The following is a 21,337-nucleotide window of genomic DNA, read 5'->3' as shown; positions in this document are numbered from 1 at the left end:
ATGAGTCGTGAATTGGTCGTGAATTAATGGTTGGCGGATTGATTTTGGGCCCGCCGAAGGGCCCAGCGGCGCATTGCCCAAATGCCCAGCCCAAACAGTAACCAATAGGGGGTGTAGGCCAACAGCCATAGGGTGATTTGCAAGAGGCCGATCGTGACTTGGCCCACCGATTGCGTCGCCTTACCCCAGGTTTCCGCCAACTGGGCCGTAATGGGGTTGGCATCGGCTAAACCAGCCACGCTCTGTTCGATTGTTAAGTTCACGGTGGAGTAGGCCACGCGGGTGCGCAGATTTTTCAGTTGGGCTTCAATTTGCTCAATCTGTTGGCGAGTTTGGCTGACCTGTTGATTCACCGCCAAAATGTCGCGCACGGAGCCAGATTTTTGCAGCAAGGCGAGCAAGCTGTCTTCGGTGCGGCGCAGGTTGCGTAACCGAGCATCGGCATCCACCAGTTGATCGGTCACGTCTTCCGCTTGCATGGCTCGGTTTTGCAGGTAACCCAATTGGGTGACGGCGGCCACGGCGCGATCGAGTTGGTTGGCGGGAACCCGAAACTGTAATTCTGCGATCCGGCTGGTGTCGGTGCGGCGATCGTTGAGACTAATCACATCGCCCTGATTTTCCTTGACGATCGCTTGGGTGGCTTCAAGGGCTTTGGTAACCGAATCTGCCTTCAGGGCTAGGGTGACGGTTTTGATCAGTTGCGGTTGGGCGATCGGGCTGGGGGGCGACTGCGCATTGGCCGCCAAATCGCTATCGTTGGGGGCTAATGCCTGGCGCTCTTGGCCGCCCGCTGCGGGAGCCATGGCCTCGGGCATGGGTGCTGCGGCTTTGTTGGCCATGCTGCCCCCGCCACAGCCGGTTAACGCAACACCCAACAGGAGGGCCCACAGGGGCGATCGACTGTTACGGGTCACTTGGGGAGGATTCACCAGCACCAACGATCGAGCCATGGAAGTTGCCTGCTCTGTGTGTTTCAGACTTGGGAGTTCAAACTTGTTGTGCTTCCGACGGTTTCAGCGATTAATCAACCAATTAATCAACCAATTACAGATTAACCAGTGACCAATCAACCGGTGACCAATCAACCCATCAATCAACAAATTTGGGAAGTCGATTTTTATCGTCGGCCCATGACCGACACCGCAGGGCAACCCCTTTGGGAATTAGTCCTGTGCGATCGGGCCCAAACGTTTGTGTTTCGAGATGTTTGCCCCCAAAGCTCGATCGACACCAATTGGTTAACGGAGCGGCTGGTGGCGGCTATGGGTGACAATGCTACCCCGCCCGATCGGCTCTGTGTGTTTCGGCCCCAATCCCTGAGTTTGGTGGAAGCGGCGGCTGCGCGGTTGGGTTGGCCCGTGACCGCCACACGCCGCACCCAGGCGCTGAAGGATTGGTTGCAAAAACGAGCGATCGAGTCCCCCCTGCTCGACCCGGCCACCGGTCAGCCCTACGATCCCTTGGCGATCGATTCGCCGCCACCTTTGCCCCTGGCGGACTCGCTATGGGGGGATTCTTGGGGGTTTGCCAGTTTGTCGGCGGAGGTGTTGGCTCGGCAGTTAGCCCAGCGGCCAATCCCCTACGGCGATCGCCCTTCGGAATTATTTCCCGATCGCCTGGGTCTGTCTGCTAAGGCTCCTATTCCCGGGGTTGTGGTGAACGGTGGGCGGCGATCGCGTGCGTTGGCCCAATGGCTCAATGGTGTGCAGCCCGTTGCCCTCAGCTTCGTGCCCGGTGAGCCGGATGGGGTAATCTTGGAAGCCGGCCTGTGCGATCGATGGATTTTAGCCACCAGCCAAGATTCGGAATTGCGCCAAGCTGGCCTTGCGTTTGAGTCTCGAAAGTCCACCGTGCGCCACCTGCACTTCTTGCTCATTCAACCGGATAATTCCGGCATGACCTATACGGGGCTTTGGTTTTTGCAACCTGCCTGAGCTGATCACTGCTCGGTGACGGCAAGGGATTGACCTGCCGGATCGTTCGGTTTTGTTCAATTTCAATCTTGTTCAATCGTGTTTGATCAAACACGCCTAATCAAACACGTCTAATCAAACGTACTTAATTAAAAAACTTGTTCAAACGCGCTCGATCGCCGTTGATCACGCGCGATCGGCTTAGTATCACGAGCTGCGTTCGATCGACTCTCTCCGTTGTGCGGCATTGCTTTGTAACATTTTCTTTAGATTCATTTACATTGCTTATTATTAATTTTACGAAACTCAATCGTTGTTTGTTTTGCTTTAAATTTAATCAAGCTTTTTCATAAAAATATATTCAACTTCGTGGACGTTACGGAAGGTAAGTCTCTAGGATCTAAAAAGCAATTTGGATTGACATAATTCATCAATTTCCAATTGCCTCATTTCCATTCTTCAACACGGATTCATTTACAAATGACTGCAACGATCACCCGTCAAGGTGGTAGCAGTTGGGATCGCTTCTGCGATTGGATCACCAGCACCAACAACCGGATCTATGTCGGTTGGTTTGGTGTGTTGATGATCCCCAACCTGCTGACCGCAACCATCTGCTACATCATCGCCTTCATCGGCGCTCCCCCGGTTGACATCGACGGCATCCGCGAACCCGTGGCTGGTTCGCTGCTGTACGGAAACAACATCATCTCTGGTGCTGTGATCCCCTCGTCGAACGCCATCGGTTTGCACTTCTACCCCATCTGGGAAGCTGCTTCCTTGGATGAGTGGCTGTACAACGGCGGCCCCTATCAGTTGGTGGTTTTCCACTTCCTGATTGGCATCTTCTGCTACATGGGTCGTCAGTGGGAACTGAGCTACCGCCTCGGTATGCGTCCTTGGATCTGCGTGGCTTACAGCGCTCCTGTGGCTGCTGCAACCTCCGTGTTCCTGATCTACCCGATCGGTCAAGGTTCGTTCTCTGACGGTATGCCTTTGGGCATCTCGGGCACCTTCAACTTCATGTTGGTGTTCCAAGCTGAGCACAACATTCTGATGCACCCCTTCCACATGTTGGGCGTTGCTGGTGTGTTTGGTGGCTCGCTGTTCTCGGCAATGCACGGCTCCTTGGTGACCAGCTCGCTGGTGCGTGAAACCTCGGAAGTGGAAAGCCAAAACTACGGCTACAAGTTCGGTCAAGAGGAAGAAACCTACAACATCGTTGCAGCCCACGGCTACTTCGGTCGTTTGATCTTCCAATACGCTTCGTTCAACAACAGTCGCTCGCTGCACTTCTTCTTGGGTGCTTGGCCGGTTGTGGGTATCTGGTTCACTGCACTCGGTATCTCGACGATGGCGTTCAACCTGAACGGCTTCAACTTCAACCAATCGGTTGTTGATTCGCAAGGTCACGTGATCAACACCTGGGCTGACGTGATCAACCGCGCCAACCTGGGTATGGAAGTGATGCACGAGCGTAATGCTCACAACTTCCCGCTGGATCTGGCTGCTGGCGCTGAAGCTCCGGTTGCCCTGCAAGCTCCGGCAATCAACGGCTAAACCTGCCTTGGCTCGATCGCTCGATCGAGCCAACAACACAACTGAATCTTGCTGGAAAGGGGAGTGGTTTTGCTGCTCCCCTTTTGATTGGTTTGGGGGGTGTTTTGGGAATGTTGGGTTTGGTTGGATGATTGCGGATTGCAGCCCTGAGTCTGTGTGGATGCATCGGCGAATCCGAGCGTCTTAATCGAGGACTGAAAACCGTTGGCAGATGGTTCAACTGGGCGATCGCTCCTTAGAAGCCCTTTGGAAAAAGTTGGGATGGCCCCGACAATTGAGCTAAAAAGTGCCTCAAATCGAAGATAGGAGCCTGAATTGCGCACATTAACCGCAAATATGGATCCTGAGTGCGCCAACAGCTTCTGAACCAGTCTGATAAGATCGTGGCAGTTGGAACCATCGTCATTCAATCTCGCTCCCCGTTCGATCAGATAGCACTAGTGCCTAGTTAGCGAACCGATCGGGTGAATGCTGAAGGGGAAGCAGCATCTTATAAACGTCTGAACGTCTGAACGTCTAAACGTCAAAATTCTAAACGTCGAGATTCAGCCTGCGGCTATCAACACTACCAACGCTATCAATAGTTATCGAAAGCATTAGAGTTTTTAGCCATCAGGAAGAGGGGATATCGATCAACACTGAACTGTTCATCTCCCATGAAACTTTCTGATGTTATTAGACGATGTGTTAGAGACTTCTGGAAAAAGACAGCCGTAGTTGCGGTTGCCTATTGTGGAACCGGCTTATTGTCGGGCTATTTTGCCATTCCACCGGGCTATGCTTCGCCGGTTTGGCCAGCAGCGGGGATCGCCTTGCTGGCTGCCTTGTATTGGAAAAAATATTCCTATTTAGGCATTTGGCTAGGGTCTTTTGTCCTGAATGTGTTGATCGGCACAAGGGCGATCGGCACGATTAATCTCAGCATTGTTTTGGTGGGAGCTGGCATTGCTCTGGGCGCAATTTTGCAAGCCTATGTTGGCAATGTTTTATTACAAAAACTGTTTAAGCATCCCATTTGGCGAGAAGAATTTTTAGGAATTTTGGCGCTACTGGTGTTGGCGGGGCCCATCAGTTGCATGGTGGGAGCAACGGTGGGCAATGGTGTGTTGCTCGCCAGCCATTCCATCACTGGGTCTCAGTTTTTGGAGTCTTGGTGGAATTGGTGGATTGGTGATTCGTTGGGAGTTTTGGCGGTTTTGCCCGTTGGCATCGTGTATATGCTCAAGCGCCAACGCATTGTCTTGAAACTACACCGCGAGTCTAACCGTGATCGACAATTTGCATCCTATGTTCTGCCAGCTTTGTTGGTTTTAAGCTCAACTATTTTGGCTTTTCAAATCACAAAAAATGCGGAACGACAGCGCCTCTATGCTGTGTTTGAAAATGACACGGAAATTATTACTCAACGGCTACACGAGAATTTGGACAAGGCCACACAAATTCTCTTTAGTTTGCAAGGGCTGTTTGATACGGCTGACCGCGATCGGGGTTTGATTCCGGTGAGTCGGCAACAGTTCAAAATCTTTACGGATCCCTATTTTGAGCGAGTTCGAGGCATCCAAGCCGTTGGTTGGAATCCGGTGGTGAAACGGGGCGATCGGGCAAAATATGAAGCCTACATTCGCGAAGAAGGCTTTGTGAACTTTCAATTTCAACAACGAGATGAAAATAATCGGCTGATTCCCGATCGCGATCGAGAAACCTATTACCCCGTGTTGTATATCGAGCCGCTGAATGGAAATCAGCGTGCTTTTGGGTTCAACTTAGGGTCAGAAAGTCGCCGTCTGCGGACTCTAGAGCTGGCTCGGGACTCTGGCGGCTTAACGGCCACACCGCCAATTAAACTGGCCCAAGAAACGGGTCAGCAGCAGGGCGTAATTCTCTATTTACCGGTTTATGAATTGCCGCTGCCAACCACCACAGCCGATCGGCAAAAATCTCTGTCTGGCTATTTATCTGTTGTTTTCCGAGTGGGGGATTTGCTGGAAACTTCTTTTCGGAATTTAGTTTCCAAGGGAATTGAATTTACCCTGTATGATCAGCCGCTTTCGGAAATGCTGTACCAGTCCAACCTTCAGGAGACTCAACAGAATAAAAATGCCTACATGGCCCGAGAGCAAATGATTCGCTTTGGGGGACGAGCTTGGGAAATTCGGTTTTGGGCGACGGAAGCTTATATTCGTGAATTAAGCACCAATGAGCCTATGGTGGTGTTGCTTTCTGGGTTTTTCATTACGGGGTTAACGGGGGCTTTTTCGATCGCCCAAATTCGCAACTCCATTTTGGTGAACCTGTTGGTAGAAAAGCGAACCCGTGAATTAGCAAGAAGCCAAGAAGCGGCTCTGCAAGCGGCCAGCAATGCTGAAAAGGCGAATCGGGCAAAAAGTAATTTTCTGGCGATCATGAGCCATGAATTGCGCACGCCCCTCAACTCTGTTCTGGGTTTTACGGAATGCTTGAAAGAGGATATGTTTGGCCCTGTGACGGAGGAGCAACGCAATGCTCTGGAGACCGTTGAGCGGAATGGTCGCCATTTGCTGGCTCTGATCACAGATATTTTGGATCTATCGAAAATCGAAGAAGGCAAGTTTGAAATTGAGCTGGCTCCAGTGGATATTGAGCTGCTTTGTCGGTTTTGCCTAACGTTAGTCAAACAACAGGCGATCGCGAAAAGCATTACGGTCAATCTTGATCTGCCGTTGGTGATACCAACCCATGGAAATTTGCAATTGATGGCAGATGAACGACGGCTGCAACAATCGATCGTGAACTTGCTGAGCAATGCGGTGAAATTCACCTCTGAAGGTGGCTCAATTACGCTGCAAGTGTCGCTACCAGACCCTGATCATCCATTCATCCGCTTTGCTGTCATTGACACTGGAATTGGAATTGCAGAAGCAGATTTTCACCGGTTGTTTCACCCCTTCACGCAACTGGATGAAGCGCTTAATCGTCAATACGAAGGAACAGGCTTGGGCTTGTCCTTAGTGAAGCGCTTGGTTGAATTGCATGGTGGACGAGTTGGCGTTACAAGTCGGGTGGGCTTCGGCAGTTGTTTCACGATCGACCTTCCCAGCGCATTGTTGATTTCCGTGTCGGATGATGTTGAGAGTCCTGTTGAGTTGGATGATGAAACTGAGCTAGATTCAGGATCAACATCAGAATCAAGATCGGATTGCGATCGAGCGGATCATCTTGATCCACTAAGGGGAGAAGATTTGGTGAATTTGTGGGCCCCAACGCTGAAAATTTCTCCCCACTTGCCAATTGTTCCGCCGCTCATTTTGCTGGCCGATGATAATTTTGAAAATGCCCAAACCATTGCTCGATATTTAACTAATCGAGGTTATCGATTCTTGCGAGCTGGCAATGGCCGAGAAGCCGTTGAAATGGCAATTGACTATCAGCCTGATTTGATTTTGATGGATATCCAAATGCCGGAAATGAACGGGTTGGAGGCTATGGAACTCATTCGCGAAAATCCCCAAACGGCTCATATCCCAATGATTGCTTTGACGGCTTTCGCCATGGCTGGCGATCGGGCCCGTTGTTTGGCTGCTGGGGCTAATGAATATCTTTCCAAACCTGTGGAATTGGCCCATTTAAACAAGGTCATTCGTGGCTTTTTTGAATAGTGTTTTTGAATAGATGGGTGTTTTAAAGTGTCTTTGAATAAATTTTTAAAGTGTTTTTTAAATAAATGAGGTGTATGCAAAATACCTACACGAAATGCACACACGAAATGTGCATACGAAATGCGCATACCAAACGCTCAAACCCTAACGCCCCAACCCTAACGCCCCAACTGATTAACAGCGGCCTTAGCTTCTCGGCGTAACCCTTCGGCATTGCGGAAAAACTCCTGGCCGTCGTGGAGCCGGGTTTCGTCATAATTCAGCGGGAAGTAGGCTAACTCTTCCAACCCATCGCCCAGGTGGTTCAAGCTGTAGTACAAATTGGCGGCAATGCCAGCGGTGCTGCGGGGATTGGGCATGGATTGCAAAGTGGCCTTGGCCCGATCGAGCGCCGTGGTCATCCGTTCCAAATAGGCTTCAAAGTTTGCCATCAATTCGTCATCGTAGGGATCGGCGGCGAGGGCGTTCACGGCTCCCTTGAGCGATCGGGCAATTTCGCGAATGGCGCGATCGACCGGTGTATGAACCCGCCGTAACCATTGTTCCAAGTCTTCATCAGCAGCTCGACCCGTTTGGCGCGATCGCCGCTGTTGGCGATGCTGTTCCGTGGCGGTGGTGCTGCGTTGTTCCCGTTGCCGATCGGCTGCATAGGGCTGGTGGTTCCAATTGTCGGGGCGATCGAATTGCCCATAGCGCAATGCCACGTCATAGTCAGCACGCCGTTGGTCATCGCTGAGCACTTCGTAGGCGACGTTAATGGCGGCAATGAGGTCATTGTTGGGCAAATCAGGATTGCAGTCCGGGTGAAATTGCTTCACCAAACGCCGATAGGCCTGCTTAATTTGAGCGGCGGTGGCAGTGTGATCGACCTGAAGGGTTTCGTAGTGGTTGGAAGCGGCCATGGGTGGAAAACAAAAGGCAAGCGGGCAATGATCCACCCATCATCGACATCTGACAAGCATTGGCCGATACGGTTGAAGGGGAATCTGCGTATTAAGATAGTTTGCGAACCACCCTTGTAAGCAAAGTGTAGGCAACGCTTGTGACTGCCCGATCGCATGAAGCGACTCTCTTCGTCGATGGCTACAACGCCATTGGTCAGTGGTCGCAAATGCGAAAACGCTCCATGCACCGACACCTCGAACGGGACGACTTGGAGGCAGCCCGTTGGGAGTTGATTCAGCAACTTTGCAACTATAGTGCCTATCGGGCGTTTGCAACTTATCTGGTCTTTGATGCCCAATACCGCGCAGAACGAGCTTCTGCGGAGACCATCACAGATCACCTAACGGTGCATTACACGGAATTTGGGCAAACGGCTGACACTTACATTGAACGGGCCTGTGCGCTCTACAGCCGTGAAGTGAATCGAGCCAGTCGGCGCGTGATTGTGGCCACATCCGATCGCGCCCAACAGATGACCACGATCGGCTATGGCGCTGAGTGGATGTCTGTTCAGCAATTGCTCCACGACATTGAATTAGCGGAACAACAGGTGCGTCGTCGGCAGCGATCGACCCAAACCAGCAGCGGCCGCTTCCTGAGCAGTCGCCTGGATGATGCGGTGCGTCAGCAGCTTGAACGATTGCGCTATGGCGATTCCGCTTCCTCTTGATTTTTGCTTGATGGCCTTAATTTCCATTTCACCCTTCAAAAGTCTGCTCATCCCATAACTGTCGCAGCCGATCGAGCAAGCGTAGAGGCAAGGTTTCCCAGTCTGCCGCCGTTTCCGACTCCCCAGTCGTAGGCTGCGATCCATAGGAACTCCGGCGATCGCGCACTTGGGGCGTTAAGGATGATGACTTTTGCCCATAGGTCATTGGGGGGCGCGATGTGCCTCCTGGTAGCTCTCTGGCGGCATCGGCATCGGCTCCCGGCCCCTCCGTGCGATCGGGCTTCAGGTTAGGGGGTAAGTTCGTTGAAAACCATTCAGTTAATCGATCGGGCAGTCGATCGTTGAAATTCCCGGGAATTTGCGACTCTGAAGGTGATGGGTTGCGTGTGGATTGGTAAAGCCGCTCCAGGTACATCACAACAGCAGCCCGTTGCTTTGGAGCGATCGCCTGGCGAGTTTGACGGGCGATCGGATCCGTCGCTTCCGCAATCCAAACCAAGCCCGATCGAACCCGCGCCAAATAGGTTTCCAAGGCCTCCCAATCCTGAAGCGATGTCACTGGTAATCGTTCTGGCGCATGGGGTGGCAAGGGCAAATCACCCACGGCCAACCAGCCCCACAGCCAAGCCTCCGTCAGTTGCGCATGAATTCCCACGGGCACAAAGGCCACCACATGATCGGGCCAATCCAGCGGCATGGCCAACGGCTCAAGGATGCTGGAGTCTTGCACCTTCGGGATTTGTGCCGCCCCTGATGCCTCGGTCTGGGACTCCATCACAAAGGGCAACAGGGCGATCGACCCCACTTGCGGCACGGCCAAACAAGCCACCTCGCCGGGCAGCCTGGAAACCGGCCGTAACTCACCCGACGGTTCAAGGGCCAACCACTGCCAAAGATGCCCCAACGCATCCATCGCCAAACTTTCCAAAAATACCGCTCGTCCTTGATGGGGGTTCGCCGCCTGACCCGCTTGGGCCAAGGCCCTTTGCCGATCGGCCTGATCCAAAGACAGGATAAGTGGATCCCAGTCCATTACGGCGCTCCTGTTTTGGGGGTGATCAAGCCTAGTAATTCCATAAATTGGGTTGGCTGGGTGCAAATCTCCTGGGCGATCGCCTGCAACATGGGATAGCACCGTCGCTTCCAGTGACTATGAATTGTTTGTTCATTCATTTGCAACTGCTGAGCTAAAGAACGCCAAGTCACCTTTTTCTCGGGCGGTTGTCGCTCCACCCGATCGCCCCGAGTCTGCAACAAAATCGACTGAGCCAAGAACTGACAATTAAGCTGTGGATCCTTCATGCCACAACAACCACTGAGGCGGCCTTCTGGATCTCGCTCAATATAAAGCTCCACCAGCAACCCTTGGCGCTGCACAGTTTGACGTTGTTGCTGTTCAATCAGGGTTTCAATGCCATCTAAGCGCAACCCGGCCGGCACGCAGTCTCCCAATGTGGAACTAGCGCGATCGCCCCGATCAGTTCCCACCGGAGCATCCAAGCTGAGGGCATTGAGCGGCATTTTGGCGCGGCGATAGAGATCAATAATTCGATACTTCAACTGACCATTCACCCAGGTCACAAATCGTCGGCGCACCAACTCCGGGCTGCTGTGGTCTAAGTCGCACCGAAAGGCAGCGATGTTCTTTTGGACATATTCCAACGCCAGGTTCAGCGCTTCCAAATAGTCTGGGTGTGAATCTTTCCGCAGACCCGGCAGCTTGGGAATTAGGGCCAATAACTGCTCAAGGGCCCGTTTGCGGTTCCGGGACTTGGGGGGCTGAAGTTGGCGCAGCAGCCGGATCAGCGCCAGGTCAGGATCCGCCGGCTCCGCTGGGTCGGGGGAATTTGGGGAGTCTGGGGAATCTATTGAGTTTGAGTTGATCGATCGAGCCACGTTTGCCGCTCCTAGGAACGAGAGGGAATCGGTGGAATAAGAGGGCTAATTAACAATTGACGATGGAATCAAGATTGCAGCCGCTTTGGTAATCCCCCCTAACGGGTCTGCATAAGTTTCTGGGACTTAGCCGATTAATAGAAGCCACAGTTGCATGTTTCCTGGCTGATTACTGCCGGTGAATGACTCCCGGTGAATGACTCCCGGTGAATGACCCTCGGTGAATAACTCCCGGTGCATTCTGCCTGGGCTGATTACTGCCGGTGAGCAACTTCCGGTTCATTTTCTTCAGCTTATTTTTCCTGGCCCATTGGCTCATTATTACGGGAGGCTAACCCATGACAACGCAGGGGATTGCTAGTGATTATTCTGTTGCCCAGCCGCAGTTCACCTCAGATCCAGCCACCGCTCCATCTGATCAAACCATGAGCACCCAGCCTCTGGCTAACAATTCCCACGGGGGCAGCTCGATTCACGGACGCTTGCGACAAATTGACTGGCGACCGATTTTGTTCAAACTCACGGATGCAACCCATGGGTTGGGTTGGTCGATGGAGCGTGCAATCCCAGCGTTGCAAGGCTATTTGCAATTTTTACGAGCCATCGATCGCTATCCTCACATGGCCCTTGTACCCAGCGAGGACGTGGATGAAGTGTGGCACTGCCATTTGCTGGACACGCAAAAATATGCGGCCGATTGCCAGTGGCTCTTTGGTCGTTTTATTCACCACAATCCCTATTTGGGCACGCCAACCACGGGGGGCAAGGAGGCTTTGGCTCAGGCTTGGCAAGAAACTCGCCGGTTGCTCCAAACCTCGGCGGATGAACTGGCGGGCGGGTCTTGGGGCTGGTTGAGCGATGGCCCTTCCACTTGTGTGTTGTCCTTTCAAGATTTGGGCGATCGCCCTGGTTTGCCTCTCCGAATTCGGGCGGATCTGTCGGTGGAATTGCTGCCCTGTGCTTAGGGGATGTCTGGCAAGGATTGGGGGGTACTGGCCAATTGGGACACTAGCAAAGCACCAATCGTCGTGGGGGCAAGATTGCGAGGGCAAGATTATGGGGGCAAGGGGCTTAAGCCCCTTGTCTTTGGCGGTTGGTGAGACCCGCAAGGTAGCAATTTGGGCTGTTCAGACACCCTCTGAGGAGTTGAGTCTAATGCTCTGCTGCCCGATACGGTGCTACTGGGGAGTGCGCTGCAAGTCCGATCGCTCTTCGGGGACGATCGCCCCTTCCACCGGACAAACTTGGAGGCAAATGCCGCAATCAATACAGGTGGCAAAATCAATCCAGAACCAATCGGTTCCCTTGTTGTTTTTGCCGGGGCCGGGGTGAATGCAAGCGACGGGACAAGCTTCCACGCAGTCGCCCACGCCTTCACAGGTGTGGGTCACAATTGAATGAGCCATAGGACAATTAGGGACGGTTCTTCAGGTGTGTTCTTCTCAGGCCATGAGGCGCTCTTCAGTGTATCGCGACGTTAAGTAATGTAACGAGCGGCAGAATCGTGCAAAAGCATGGCGAGAACTCTCGGGAATCTGCTGACTGGTGGGCCGGGAGGGGATGTCCATGAAACAATGTCCAGAAAGCAACTGTTGTGGAAGGATGATTGGCGTTGGTTTCTGAGAACCTACAACTCGTAAAGCGCGATCGGGAGCCTGTCAGTAGTTGGGCGCTTTACCATCTCCTGAAGTGGTCGGTGATTAGCCCGGTGTTGCATTCCTATTTTCGGGTGCGCATCTACGGAGCCGAGCGGGTGCCGAAGACTGGGCCGCTGATTGTGGCCAGCAACCACGCAAGCGATTTTGACCCCCCGATCGTGGCTAATTGCACGGGCCGGCCGGTGGCTTTTATGGCCAAGGAAGAGCTGTTTAATGTGCCACTGTTGGCTCCCGCGATTCGGCTCTATGGGGCCTATCCGGTCAAGCGCGGTACGGGCGATCGGGGAGCCATCCGAGCCGCCATGGATTATTTAGATGCGGGCTGGGCTGCGGGTGTATTCATTGACGGTACGCGCCGGCCCGATGGCCGCATTCACAACCCCAAGCTGGGGGCAGCGCTGATTGCGGCTAAAACTCAAACGCCTTTGTTACCCATGAGCTTGTGGGGGACGGAGCAGATTTTTGCGAAGGGGAACGTTCCCTGCCCGGTGTCGGTGACGGTGCGCATTGGCGAGCTGATTGACCCACCCCGATCGAGCAATCGTGCTGAACTGGAAGCCGTCACCCAGCGCTGTACGGATGCGATCCATGCTCTCCATGCTCTGGGTCGTTAGGGGCCAAACGGTTACGCCGTAGGAAGCATAAAGGGGTAGGGGCATACGGTTGCATGCCCCTACTGGAAACTGTGTTGGGGGGTGAAGCCGCAAGGACACCCCCCATTTGTTGTCAAAAATCGTTGCTTGGTAACGATCGCCTAGTGCGGGTCTAGGACACGCTCGACAACTGCGCCAAGTTGGCTTTGAGGGCCTCCACCTTGTCCAGGGCTTCCCAGGGCAAATCCAAGTCTGAGCGGCCCAAGTGCCCGTAGGCCGCCACCTCTTGATAGAACCGGCCACCCCGATCGCCCGGTAACCGTTGCAGATCGTAGGTTTGGATGATGCCAGCGGGCCGCAGCTCAAAGCAATTGCGAATGGCTGTGAGCAGTTGGTCTTCGTCTACCTTGGCAGTGCCAAAGGTTTCGATCGAGATACTGACCGGACGGGCCACCCCGATCGCGTAGCTGACCTGCACTTCGCACTTTTCTGCCAAGCCAGCGGCCACCACGTTTTTGGCCACATGGCGACAGGCATAGGCCGCGCTGCGATCGACCTTGGTGGGATCCTTGCCCGAGAAAGCGCCGCCCCCGTGGCGAGCATAACCACCGTAAGTGTCCACAATGATCTTGCGGCCCGTTAAGCCCGAGTCTCCTTGGGGCCCACCGATCACAAACTTACCCGTTGGGTTCACCAGAAAACGGGTTTCGCTCGAAGGCTTCACGCTCAAGTCCGTGAACACCGGCTCCACCACCGCCGACCAAAGATCCTCCCGGATTTTGGCTTGCACGGCCGCTTCTTCGGAAATATCCCCGATCGAAGCGGTGTGTTGCGTCGAAATCAGAATCGTATCGATCGCCACCGGCCGGCCGTCTTCATAGACCACCGATACTTGAGTTTTGCCGTCGGGCCGCAGGTAAGCCAATTGACCCGTTTTGCGAACCGCCGCCAACCGTCGCGCCAACCGGTGAGCAATGCTAATCGGCAGGGGCATCAATTCCGGCGTTTCGTTACAGGCATAGCCAAACATCAAGCCCTGATCGCCTGCCCCGATCGCATCCAGGGCCTCATCACTCATCGCCTCCCGAGTTTCCTGGGCTGCATTCACCCCTTGGGCAATGTCCGGCGACTGTTCATCCAACGCCACAATCACAGAGCAGCTCTCGGCCGCGAACCCATTGCTGGAATCGGTGTAGCCAATTTCGGCAATTTTGCGCCGAGCAATCTCAACAAAGTTCACATGGGCCTTGGAGGAAATTTCCCCTGTAATCAACACTAAGCCCGTGTTAACCACCACTTCAGCCGCCACCCGCGCCTTCGGGTCAACGGTGAGCAGCGCATCCAAAATGGCATCGGAAATTTGGTCACAAATTTTGTCGGGGTGACCTTCCGTGACCGACTCAGACGTAAATAGGGAGCGACGAGACAAGGACACTGGCCCTCCAACAGCGAGACAGACTGATTGCTGATAAGCGAAGCGATTATATCACTGGTCTCTATTTGCCTTAGGTGACCATTCGTACTTGCGCTTTTCCATGAAAACTCTGAGAGCTATGATTCACGAATGAGTTCAATCAATTGTTTGGGTTAATTCATGGAACTCATGTGGGCTTAATTGATGAAACCCATTCTTGAACGGGTTAATTAACGGTTGAATCAATGGGGCGATGTATTGCTCGGCTTGGCAGTTAATTGAGAAATGAATCTGAAAAATTAGTTTATTAATAAATTTGAAATCGGTTTGAGAACTGATTTGTTAATTTATGCGATCGAAACCTAGGCGATCGAAACCTGAAGTGCATCCAAACTCTGAATCAGAAAATCAGCCTGCAGTTCCGATCGAGCCTGGTTGCGCATCTCTTGAACATCAATCGCCTTGGGGGGAATGGTGCGCGAAACGATCGTGTTGGGGATTGCGTAGGTGCGGTCGATCCCGATCGCTGCGGCCAGCCCCGCAGCCCTCGCTGCCTGCATGTCAATTGCAGAGTCACCCACGAGCAAGACCCGATCGGGCGCAACCCCCAATTGCTCACACAAGCGCCAAACACTAGCCGGGTCTGGCTTGGCGGGCCCCGTGTTCGCCGCGCCAATCACCTGAATCCATTGGGCCAGGTCATACCGCGTTAGAAATGCTTGGGTATGTTCCAGCGTATCCCCCGTCAAAATCCCTAATTCCAAGCCCGATCGCGCCAATCGCTCCAGGCAAAATTCCGTATCCTCGTAGGGCCAAGTTTGCAACGCCTTGTCCCCACAGATTCGATCGGCTTCGGCAAAGGCCTGTTGCACCAGGGCGATCGCCGTGGACCAGCTACAGCCGGTTTCCGCCACGTAGGCCGCTGCCGCCACACAGTTTTGCTCACGAGTTCCCACCGCCATCAGCCCGGCCGGATTCCAGCGATCGGCACCGGCCCCCATGGCCAACAGCAGGCGATCGTCCACCTCAGGAATGCGGGACTGAATAGCCTTGACCCTCGCTTGGGCCAACAGCCGCAAAAAACTGCTTGTGTCGGCCAGCGTTCCATCCTTGTCGAACAGAACTGCCTCAATTCCCTCTAGGGGGTGACCATCTACCCAAACTGTTAACACGAGTGGTTTTCCCAAGGGCGATCGCCCATAAAGACTACCCCCCCAAATGTTGATCTGGCCTGAATTTTGGATTCAGCCACCCAATTCCCACACCAAGGGCAAGCAAGATTTCAAACAGAATTCAAAAATGCAGCAAAAATGCAACCCAAAGACGCGATCGAAAAACGCCGTTTAATTCCCTGATCTCTAATCCAGAAACCCTAATCCGATAACCCTAATCCAAAAAAACTAACCCCAAAACACAACAGGCAAGGGTTTTTCGCTCCTTGCCTGTCGGGTCTCGTCAATCTTACTCGTCTGCTGCGGTGGCGTAAGCGGCTTCGTCTGCGCTTTCTTCCACCTCTTCCGGAGCTGCTTCTGCAACCGGCTCAGCGGCAGCACTAGCACTGCCCCCTTGCTGTTGCAGCTTCATTTGCTCGCGGTACTTCGCTGCCATTTCTTCCGCCTTGTCATAGACCAATTGGCGGTTCTTGAGCATGTCACCGGGTTCCGGCTCAAGCTGCTTGGTCGAAAGCGAGATCCGGCCGCGCTCGGCATCCAAATCGATAATCATCACCTTCACTTCGTCGTTGACGTTGAAGATGCTGTGGGGCGTATCGATGTGCTCGTGCGAAATTTCGGAGATGTGCAGCAGACCGCTCACGCCGCCGATGTCGATAAACGCACCGTAGGGCTTGATGCCACGGACGGTACCGATCACCACTTCGCCCACTTCCAGGCGGTTCATCTTGCGCTCCACCAACGCACGGCGGTGGCTCAAGACCAGGCGGTTGCGATCTTCGTCCACTTCCAAGAACTTGAGGGGCAGCTCTTCGCCCACCAGTTCTTCCTTGGGCTTGCGGGTGCTGATGTGGGAACCGGGGATGAAGCCGCGCAGGCCTTCGATCCGTACCAGCGCACCACCCCGGTTGGTGGCAAACACGGCCGATCGCACGGTGGCATCTTCCGCTTGCAGTTGGCGCACCCGTTCCCAGGCCCGCATGTACTCAATGCGGCGGATTGAAAGGGTTAATTGCCCATCCTCATTCTCATCAGCCAAGATGAAGAATTCGCGCGTTTCGTTGGGCTGCAATACCTCATCCGGATTTTCGATCCGGTTGATGGACATCTCCTGGATGGGGATATAAGCAGAGGTCTTGGCACCGATGTCAATCAATGCGCCGCGCGGTTCGATGCTGAACACCGTCCCTGCCACGATGTCACCAGGGCTAAAGTGATAGTCGTACTTATCAAGCAGGGCGGCAAAATCGTCGTGGCCGAAGCCAACGTCAATGCTGTTGATGGCTGAGATTTCTTGGGTGGGCATGCTAACGTGATGGTTTGAGTGCAGTCCGCTCACAGGTTCGCCGGTTACTCGAATGCTAGGCCGTCTACTAGCGAACACGACGATGGGCTATGGCAAGCTGCGAATGCTAGTCACTGGTCTAGATTCGCCTACAGAGACGGCGTGGGGCGAACTCCAGCAACCAGGGTTGACCGACTTAATATACTAGCACGATGGGTTGGTTCCGGTGGCTTGGTTGCACGGATTGGCCGGACAAGCTTCCCCAGTGTTGTTGGTCATGGCCGAAATGCCGTTGAATGGGGTTCCCAAAAGACGGACTCAGCCCCTATAGAGCATGACCCATAGAGCATTCTCGATCGCCTAGCTAGAATCGGGGGCATCAGGTGGCCCCGTGTGGGCCCAGGAGGGGGGAAATCTTGAGTACGAATCTTCCAAGCAGCAACTATCGGCAAGCGATCGGCAGCATGACCCAACAGGTACAAACCCTGGAGGCCAAGCTACCCCTGAAGCATCCGGACTGTCGATCGCGCTTTTGGTTACACGATCGCCCAGTGCAGCGCGTCTGTCTGCTATTTCACGGGTTTACCGCTGCGCCCTATCAATTTGTCCCGATCGGGGAAGCGCTCTATCGGGCCGGTTACAACGTGCTGGCTCCCCTGATGCCGGGCCATGGGCAAGCGGGCAAATGGAACAGCCAAACCCCGCCTCCTCTCCCGATCGACCCCAAGGTTTATCAGGACTTTGGGTTGGAGTGGGTAGCCAAAGCACGCACCTTTGGCCAACAAGTGTCGATCGGGGGGCTGTCCGGCGGCGGCACATTGGCTGCTTGGTTAGCGCAAGAACGCCCCCAGGAGATCTACCGCGCCCTTCTGTTTGCGCCCTACCTCAGCAGCAGCAGCAAAGTGGTTGACTTGTTCGTTTCCAAAACCCAAGGCTACTTTTCTTGGGGCAAAGGGGCCGAAAGCAACAGTTTCGATCGCCCCGGCTATCCGGGTTTTGCCGTGCCTGCCCTGGCCACCATGCTGAAAATGGGGCAACAGGTGCTCGATCGGGCCCGTCGCCAGCCCAGCGCCCCCCTATTTGTGATCTCCAGCCAAAGCGACCAAGCCGTCGGCATTTGGGATCACCGTGCCCTTTGGGAAGACACCCGCAAACGCCAACCCATTACCTGGCAACTGGTGTTTAACCGTGTGCTCGATATTCCGCACACGATGATGACCCAAGAGGAAGGCAACCGCTACGCCTCCCTGTTGATTACCCTCACCCAGGCCTTCATTGAAAGCAGTCTCACCTGGTCAGATGTGGAGGCGATCGCCCGGCGGATGATGAACAGCGAAACCTTCATGGATGCCGCCACCAAACTGCGACTCACCGATCGCGTTTCCGTTCACATGCCTGCTGCCATGACCTTGTTCGACAAGCGGGCCTTTGCGATGGATGACTTACTCGGAGAAAATCGCGACTGATTGTGGCGTGACTGACTTGGCGTGACTGACTTGGAAAAATCGCGATCGATCCTGAGCACTGCGGTTTTTTTGCGGTGAACGCTTGGATTAACACCTGAATTGACCCCTGAATCGGCCCTTGGATTCCTGAGCCTTGCGGGGCTGGGTTTTGATGCGATCGCATTCAGACTCGGCCGGTTCTTTCGCAACTGATTTTTTCGCAACTGATCCAACAATCCCAAACCTCAGGTATTCTGCAAAAACTAAAAACTCGCTGATGGCAATGCCCAATTTATGACCCCAGCCAGAACCATTTGCCTGGGCTTTTTAATGGTGATTACGGTAGGCGCAATTCTCCTCATGCTGCCTATTTCTCTGACTAATCATCAGTGGAGCGATCCGATTACCGCGCTTTTTATCTCCACTTCGGCTGTTTGTGTGACCGGACTTTCAGTGGTTGATGTGGGGAAATATTACTCATTCTTTGGTGAGTTTGTAGTTGCTCTCCTAGCCCAAATTGGTGGATTGGGCTATATGACCGCCACGACTTTCCTGTTGCTGATTTTGGGTCGTCGTTTTGGCTTAAAGGATAAACTCGCCCTGCAACAATCGCTAGATATGCCCGGCATTTCAGGCGTTTTGCAACTGGTGAAATCCATTATTGGCGCAACCCTCCTGTTTGAGCTAACCGGTGCATTTTTATTGCTGGGGGCGTTTGTTCCTCAATTAGGTTGGAATTTGCAGGCAATTTGGTTCTCGGTATTCCACAGCGTCAGCGCCTTTAATAATGCTGGCTTTGGGTTATATACCGATAACTTCATGCAGTTTGTGGAATCGCCTGTGCTGAATTTCACCATCACAGGTTTGATCATCTTTGGAGGAATTGGCTACCAAGCGATTATGGAGGTATTTTTTTGGGGGCGATCGCGCTTAGGTCGTAATCACGCCGCTAGCCTGCGTCCCGATCGCTTCATGTTTTCGCTTAACTTCAAAATTGTCACCACCACAACCCTGGCCCTCCTGCTAATTGGAACGGTTGCCATTTTGGTGACCGAATTTAACAACCCAGCCACACTCGGCAACCTCAGTTGGAATGGCAAACTCTTAGCCGCTTGGTTCCAATCGGTAACCACCCGCACGGCTGGCTTCAACACAATTGATAATGGAAAATTGGGATCGGCTGCGCTGTTTGTGACCATCGCCCTGATGTTTGTGGGGGCCAGCCCTGGCAGTACCGGCGGCGGCATCAAAACCACCACCATTCGGATTTTAACCGGCGTGACCCGAGCGGTTTTGCAAGGTCAAAGCTCCGTCATTTTGTTTAATCGCCAAATTCCCATGGCGTTAATTATGAAGGCGATCGCGGTTTTCTTGGGTTCCCTCAGTGTGGTTGTGGTGTCCACCATTCTGTTAACGCTATTTGACCCGGCGATTCCGTTTGTTCAGTTGTTTTTTGAAGTGGTTTCTGCCTTTGCAACCGTTGGTCTATCCACAGGAATTACAGCGCAGCTCTCCGTTGGCGGCAAATTAGTTCTCATTGGCACAATGTACATTGGCCGGGTGGGCATTCTGCTGCTCATGAGTACTTTAATTAGTGAAAATGCTCGCAGTGTGATTCGCTATCCCGAAGAGGAATTGCTGGTGGGATAATTTGGCTCTGGTGCAATTCTTTTTCTCGATTAGCCCATTTTTTCGATCAACTGGCTTGACGCAATCGCCCTGACTAACTCACCGAATGGATGAAATTGATCGGTCAGCTCGATCGACTGGATCAAATCAGTTTGCTTAATTCGCCTCATAGGTTTGCTTTAAATCATCTTGACCCTGTGATTGATGGAGATTTCAAATGCAGTTTGGTTCCCTTAGTTTTTGGCGCAATTTTCGCAGCACGAACAAACAATATGTGGTGCTGGGCTTGGGTCGTTTTGGGCGTGCTGTTTGCTCCACGCTGCACCAAATGGGCTATGAGGTGATGGGAATTGACTCGGGTGAGAAGCAGGTCACCCAAGCCCTGAACGATAATATTGTGTCCCATGCATTGCAACTAGACACGACCGATCGCCAGGCCCTGGCAGAAGCTGGAGTCTTTGAATTTGAAACAGCCATTGTGGCGATCGGGAATTACATTGAAGCCAGCACTATCACCACTCTGAACCTCAAAGATGGCGGCGTGAATTACGTGGTTGCTAAGGCATCCACCGAAATTCATGGGCAATTGCTGGATAAGGTGGGAGCAAATTTGGTCATTTTTCCCGAGCGTGAGATGGGCTGCCAAGTGGCACGAATGCTCACCCGGCCCAACGTGCTGGAACGACTAGATTTGGATGCCAACAATAGCGTGGTTGAGCTGGTGATTCCTGAGGAATTTGAAGGAAAAACGCTGCAAGAACTGCAACTGCGATCGCGCTATGGTGTGAATGTTTTGGCTGTGGCTCAACAATGCACAAAGGGCGGCGTGGAGAATATCCAAGTTAACCCCAATCCCTACGATCGACTGCACAAGGGAATGGTGCTCATTGTGATTGGTTCCAATGAAGGAATCGAACGGTTGCCGATGTAGATGATCTAGGTCAATTGCTGATTCAACTTGGCAATTCAATTTAGCAACTCAACTTGATGACCTAGATCAGCGATTGAGATGGGTGCTCTAAACTGCTAAGGCAATTGCCCCTGAATCTTGTGAATCTTGTGCCCGCCTAAATAGCTTCTTGCCAGGGAAAACCACTACCGTTGCCATCACCCAAAGGCAACGTCATGAAGGGAATGCCATTGGCAAAAACTGAAAGATGGCGGGCCACATTCAAAGCTGTGATTGGCTCCACCAAAGCCCCATAAAGACCCAACAATTTTTCAGCAACCGATCGATTGGGACAGTGAATTTCCAAGGTGCGCCACCGCCGCCGAATTCGACATTGGCGCAAAATTTGTAAGCGGCGGTTCAGGTCAGGATCTTCGCGGTAAAAATCCAAAATGACGCGCCCAAAGTCGAGGTTGAAATTCATAGTCTATCCTCCCGCGATCGAAACGGGCGATCGCCCTCATCACACTAATGATGGTCGGTGGCGATTCCCATGGGCATCACCTTTGGTGGCTGGGGATTAGGAGCCAATAACCGTATTTCGATTGAAACGCGCTTTCGGAAAGGCGG

The 21,337-nt window shown here is 53.2% G+C and carries 18 protein-coding genes; 9 read left to right on the top strand and 9 right to left on the bottom strand.

Going from position 1 to position 21,337, the window contains the following annotated elements; all coding sequences use genetic code 11:
* Positions 1–23 precede the first annotated feature (23 nt).
* Positions 24–953 (bottom strand): DUF4349 domain-containing protein, encoded by a 930-nt coding sequence (locus ACZA91_RS03885; RefSeq protein WP_463184778.1) that lies wholly within the window; start codon positions 951–953, stop codon positions 24–26.
* A gap of 108 nt (positions 954–1,061) precedes the next feature.
* On the opposite strand from ACZA91_RS03885, the gene ACZA91_RS03880 reads away from it, so the two are divergent.
* The 3 genes from ACZA91_RS03880 to ACZA91_RS03870 all read left to right on the top strand — a co-directional run bounded on the left by ACZA91_RS03880 (position 1,062) and on the right by ACZA91_RS03870 (position 7,111).
* Entirely contained in the window at positions 1,062–1,937 is an 876-nt protein-coding gene (locus ACZA91_RS03880; protein ID WP_463184777.1) for a Tab2 family RNA-binding protein, read from the top strand.
* Positions 1,938–2,396: 459 nt separating this feature from the next.
* Positions 2,397–3,476, top strand: a complete 1,080-nt coding sequence (psbA, locus tag ACZA91_RS03875; protein ID WP_099531814.1) for a photosystem II q(b) protein — start codon at positions 2,397–2,399, stop codon at positions 3,474–3,476.
* A gap of 656 nt (positions 3,477–4,132) precedes the next feature.
* The gene (locus ACZA91_RS03870; RefSeq protein WP_463184775.1) at positions 4,133–7,111 is read left to right on the top strand and encodes a CHASE domain-containing protein; all 2,979 of its coding nucleotides are present in this window, start codon (positions 4,133–4,135) and stop codon (positions 7,109–7,111) included.
* A 158-nt stretch (positions 7,112–7,269) separates the two neighbouring features.
* Here the strand turns inward: ACZA91_RS03870 and ACZA91_RS03865 are convergent, their stop codons facing one another.
* The gene (locus ACZA91_RS03865; RefSeq protein WP_463184773.1) at positions 7,270–8,013 is read right to left on the bottom strand and encodes a J domain-containing protein; all 744 of its coding nucleotides are present in this window, start codon (positions 8,011–8,013) and stop codon (positions 7,270–7,272) included.
* A 140-nt stretch (positions 8,014–8,153) separates the two neighbouring features.
* Between ACZA91_RS03865 and ACZA91_RS03860 the strand changes: the two genes are divergently transcribed.
* A complete protein-coding gene (locus ACZA91_RS03860; protein ID WP_234406503.1) occupies positions 8,154–8,726 on the top strand; it encodes an NYN domain-containing protein in 573 nt (190 codons plus the stop codon).
* A gap of 28 nt (positions 8,727–8,754) precedes the next feature.
* Here ACZA91_RS03860 and ACZA91_RS03855 read toward each other — a convergent pair whose 3' ends face one another.
* Positions 8,755–9,759, bottom strand: coding sequence for a hypothetical protein (locus ACZA91_RS03855; protein WP_463184772.1), 1,005 nt, complete (start codon positions 9,757–9,759; stop codon positions 8,755–8,757).
* Positions 9,759–10,622 (bottom strand): hypothetical protein, encoded by an 864-nt coding sequence (locus ACZA91_RS03850; RefSeq protein WP_099531819.1) that lies wholly within the window; start codon positions 10,620–10,622, stop codon positions 9,759–9,761. Before ACZA91_RS03850 ends, ACZA91_RS03855 begins: the two co-directional genes overlap by 1 nt.
* A 425-nt stretch (positions 10,623–11,047) precedes the next feature.
* Here ACZA91_RS03850 and ACZA91_RS03845 point away from each other — a divergent pair, with 425 nt between their 5' ends.
* Positions 11,048–11,587 (top strand): glycine-rich domain-containing protein, encoded by a 540-nt coding sequence (locus tag ACZA91_RS03845; RefSeq protein WP_463184770.1) that lies wholly within the window; start codon positions 11,048–11,050, stop codon positions 11,585–11,587.
* A gap of 213 nt (positions 11,588–11,800) precedes the next feature.
* Here the strand turns inward: ACZA91_RS03845 and ACZA91_RS03840 are convergent, their stop codons facing one another.
* Positions 11,801–12,028 (bottom strand): indolepyruvate ferredoxin oxidoreductase subunit alpha, encoded by a 228-nt coding sequence (locus tag ACZA91_RS03840; RefSeq protein WP_099531821.1) that lies wholly within the window; start codon positions 12,026–12,028, stop codon positions 11,801–11,803.
* 206 nt (positions 12,029–12,234) lie between these two features.
* Between ACZA91_RS03840 and ACZA91_RS03835 the strand changes: the two genes are divergently transcribed.
* Positions 12,235–12,894 (top strand): lysophospholipid acyltransferase family protein, encoded by a 660-nt coding sequence (locus tag ACZA91_RS03835; RefSeq protein ID WP_099531857.1) that lies wholly within the window; start codon positions 12,235–12,237, stop codon positions 12,892–12,894.
* Between the two features lie 151 nt (positions 12,895–13,045).
* Here ACZA91_RS03835 and metK read toward each other — a convergent pair whose 3' ends face one another.
* The 3 genes from metK to ACZA91_RS03820 all read right to left on the bottom strand — a co-directional run bounded on the left by metK (position 13,046) and on the right by ACZA91_RS03820 (position 16,765).
* Positions 13,046–14,302, bottom strand: coding sequence for a methionine adenosyltransferase (gene metK / locus ACZA91_RS03830; protein WP_099531858.1), 1,257 nt, complete (start codon positions 14,300–14,302; stop codon positions 13,046–13,048).
* Between the two features lie 347 nt (positions 14,303–14,649).
* Complete coding sequence (locus ACZA91_RS03825) at positions 14,650–15,459, bottom strand: HAD family hydrolase (RefSeq protein ID WP_463184768.1); 810 nt, start codon at positions 15,457–15,459, stop codon at positions 14,650–14,652.
* A gap of 289 nt (positions 15,460–15,748) precedes the next feature.
* The gene (locus ACZA91_RS03820; RefSeq protein WP_099531823.1) at positions 15,749–16,765 is read right to left on the bottom strand and encodes a 30S ribosomal protein S1; all 1,017 of its coding nucleotides are present in this window, start codon (positions 16,763–16,765) and stop codon (positions 15,749–15,751) included.
* 395 nt (positions 16,766–17,160) lie between these two features.
* Between ACZA91_RS03820 and ACZA91_RS03815 the strand changes: the two genes are divergently transcribed.
* The 3 genes from ACZA91_RS03815 to ACZA91_RS03805 all read left to right on the top strand — a co-directional run bounded on the left by ACZA91_RS03815 (position 17,161) and on the right by ACZA91_RS03805 (position 20,749).
* Positions 17,161–18,210: an alpha/beta hydrolase gene (locus ACZA91_RS03815; RefSeq protein ID WP_463184766.1), complete on the top strand. Its 1,050-nt coding sequence runs from the start codon at positions 17,161–17,163 to the stop codon at positions 18,208–18,210.
* A gap of 273 nt (positions 18,211–18,483) precedes the next feature.
* Positions 18,484–19,839, top strand: a complete 1,356-nt coding sequence (locus ACZA91_RS03810; protein ID WP_099531825.1) for a TrkH family potassium uptake protein — start codon at positions 18,484–18,486, stop codon at positions 19,837–19,839.
* 196 nt (positions 19,840–20,035) lie between these two features.
* Complete coding sequence (locus tag ACZA91_RS03805) at positions 20,036–20,749, top strand: potassium channel family protein (RefSeq protein WP_099531826.1); 714 nt, start codon at positions 20,036–20,038, stop codon at positions 20,747–20,749.
* 136 nt (positions 20,750–20,885) lie between these two features.
* Here ACZA91_RS03805 and ACZA91_RS03800 read toward each other — a convergent pair whose 3' ends face one another.
* Positions 20,886–21,191, bottom strand: coding sequence for a hypothetical protein (locus tag ACZA91_RS03800; protein ID WP_099531827.1), 306 nt, complete (start codon positions 21,189–21,191; stop codon positions 20,886–20,888).
* Between the last annotated feature and the right edge of the window lie 146 nt (positions 21,192–21,337).

It is taken from the genome of Limnothrix sp. CMB-01 (assembly GCF_055193175.1).
This window is presented reverse-complemented; position numbering and strand designations above follow the sequence as displayed.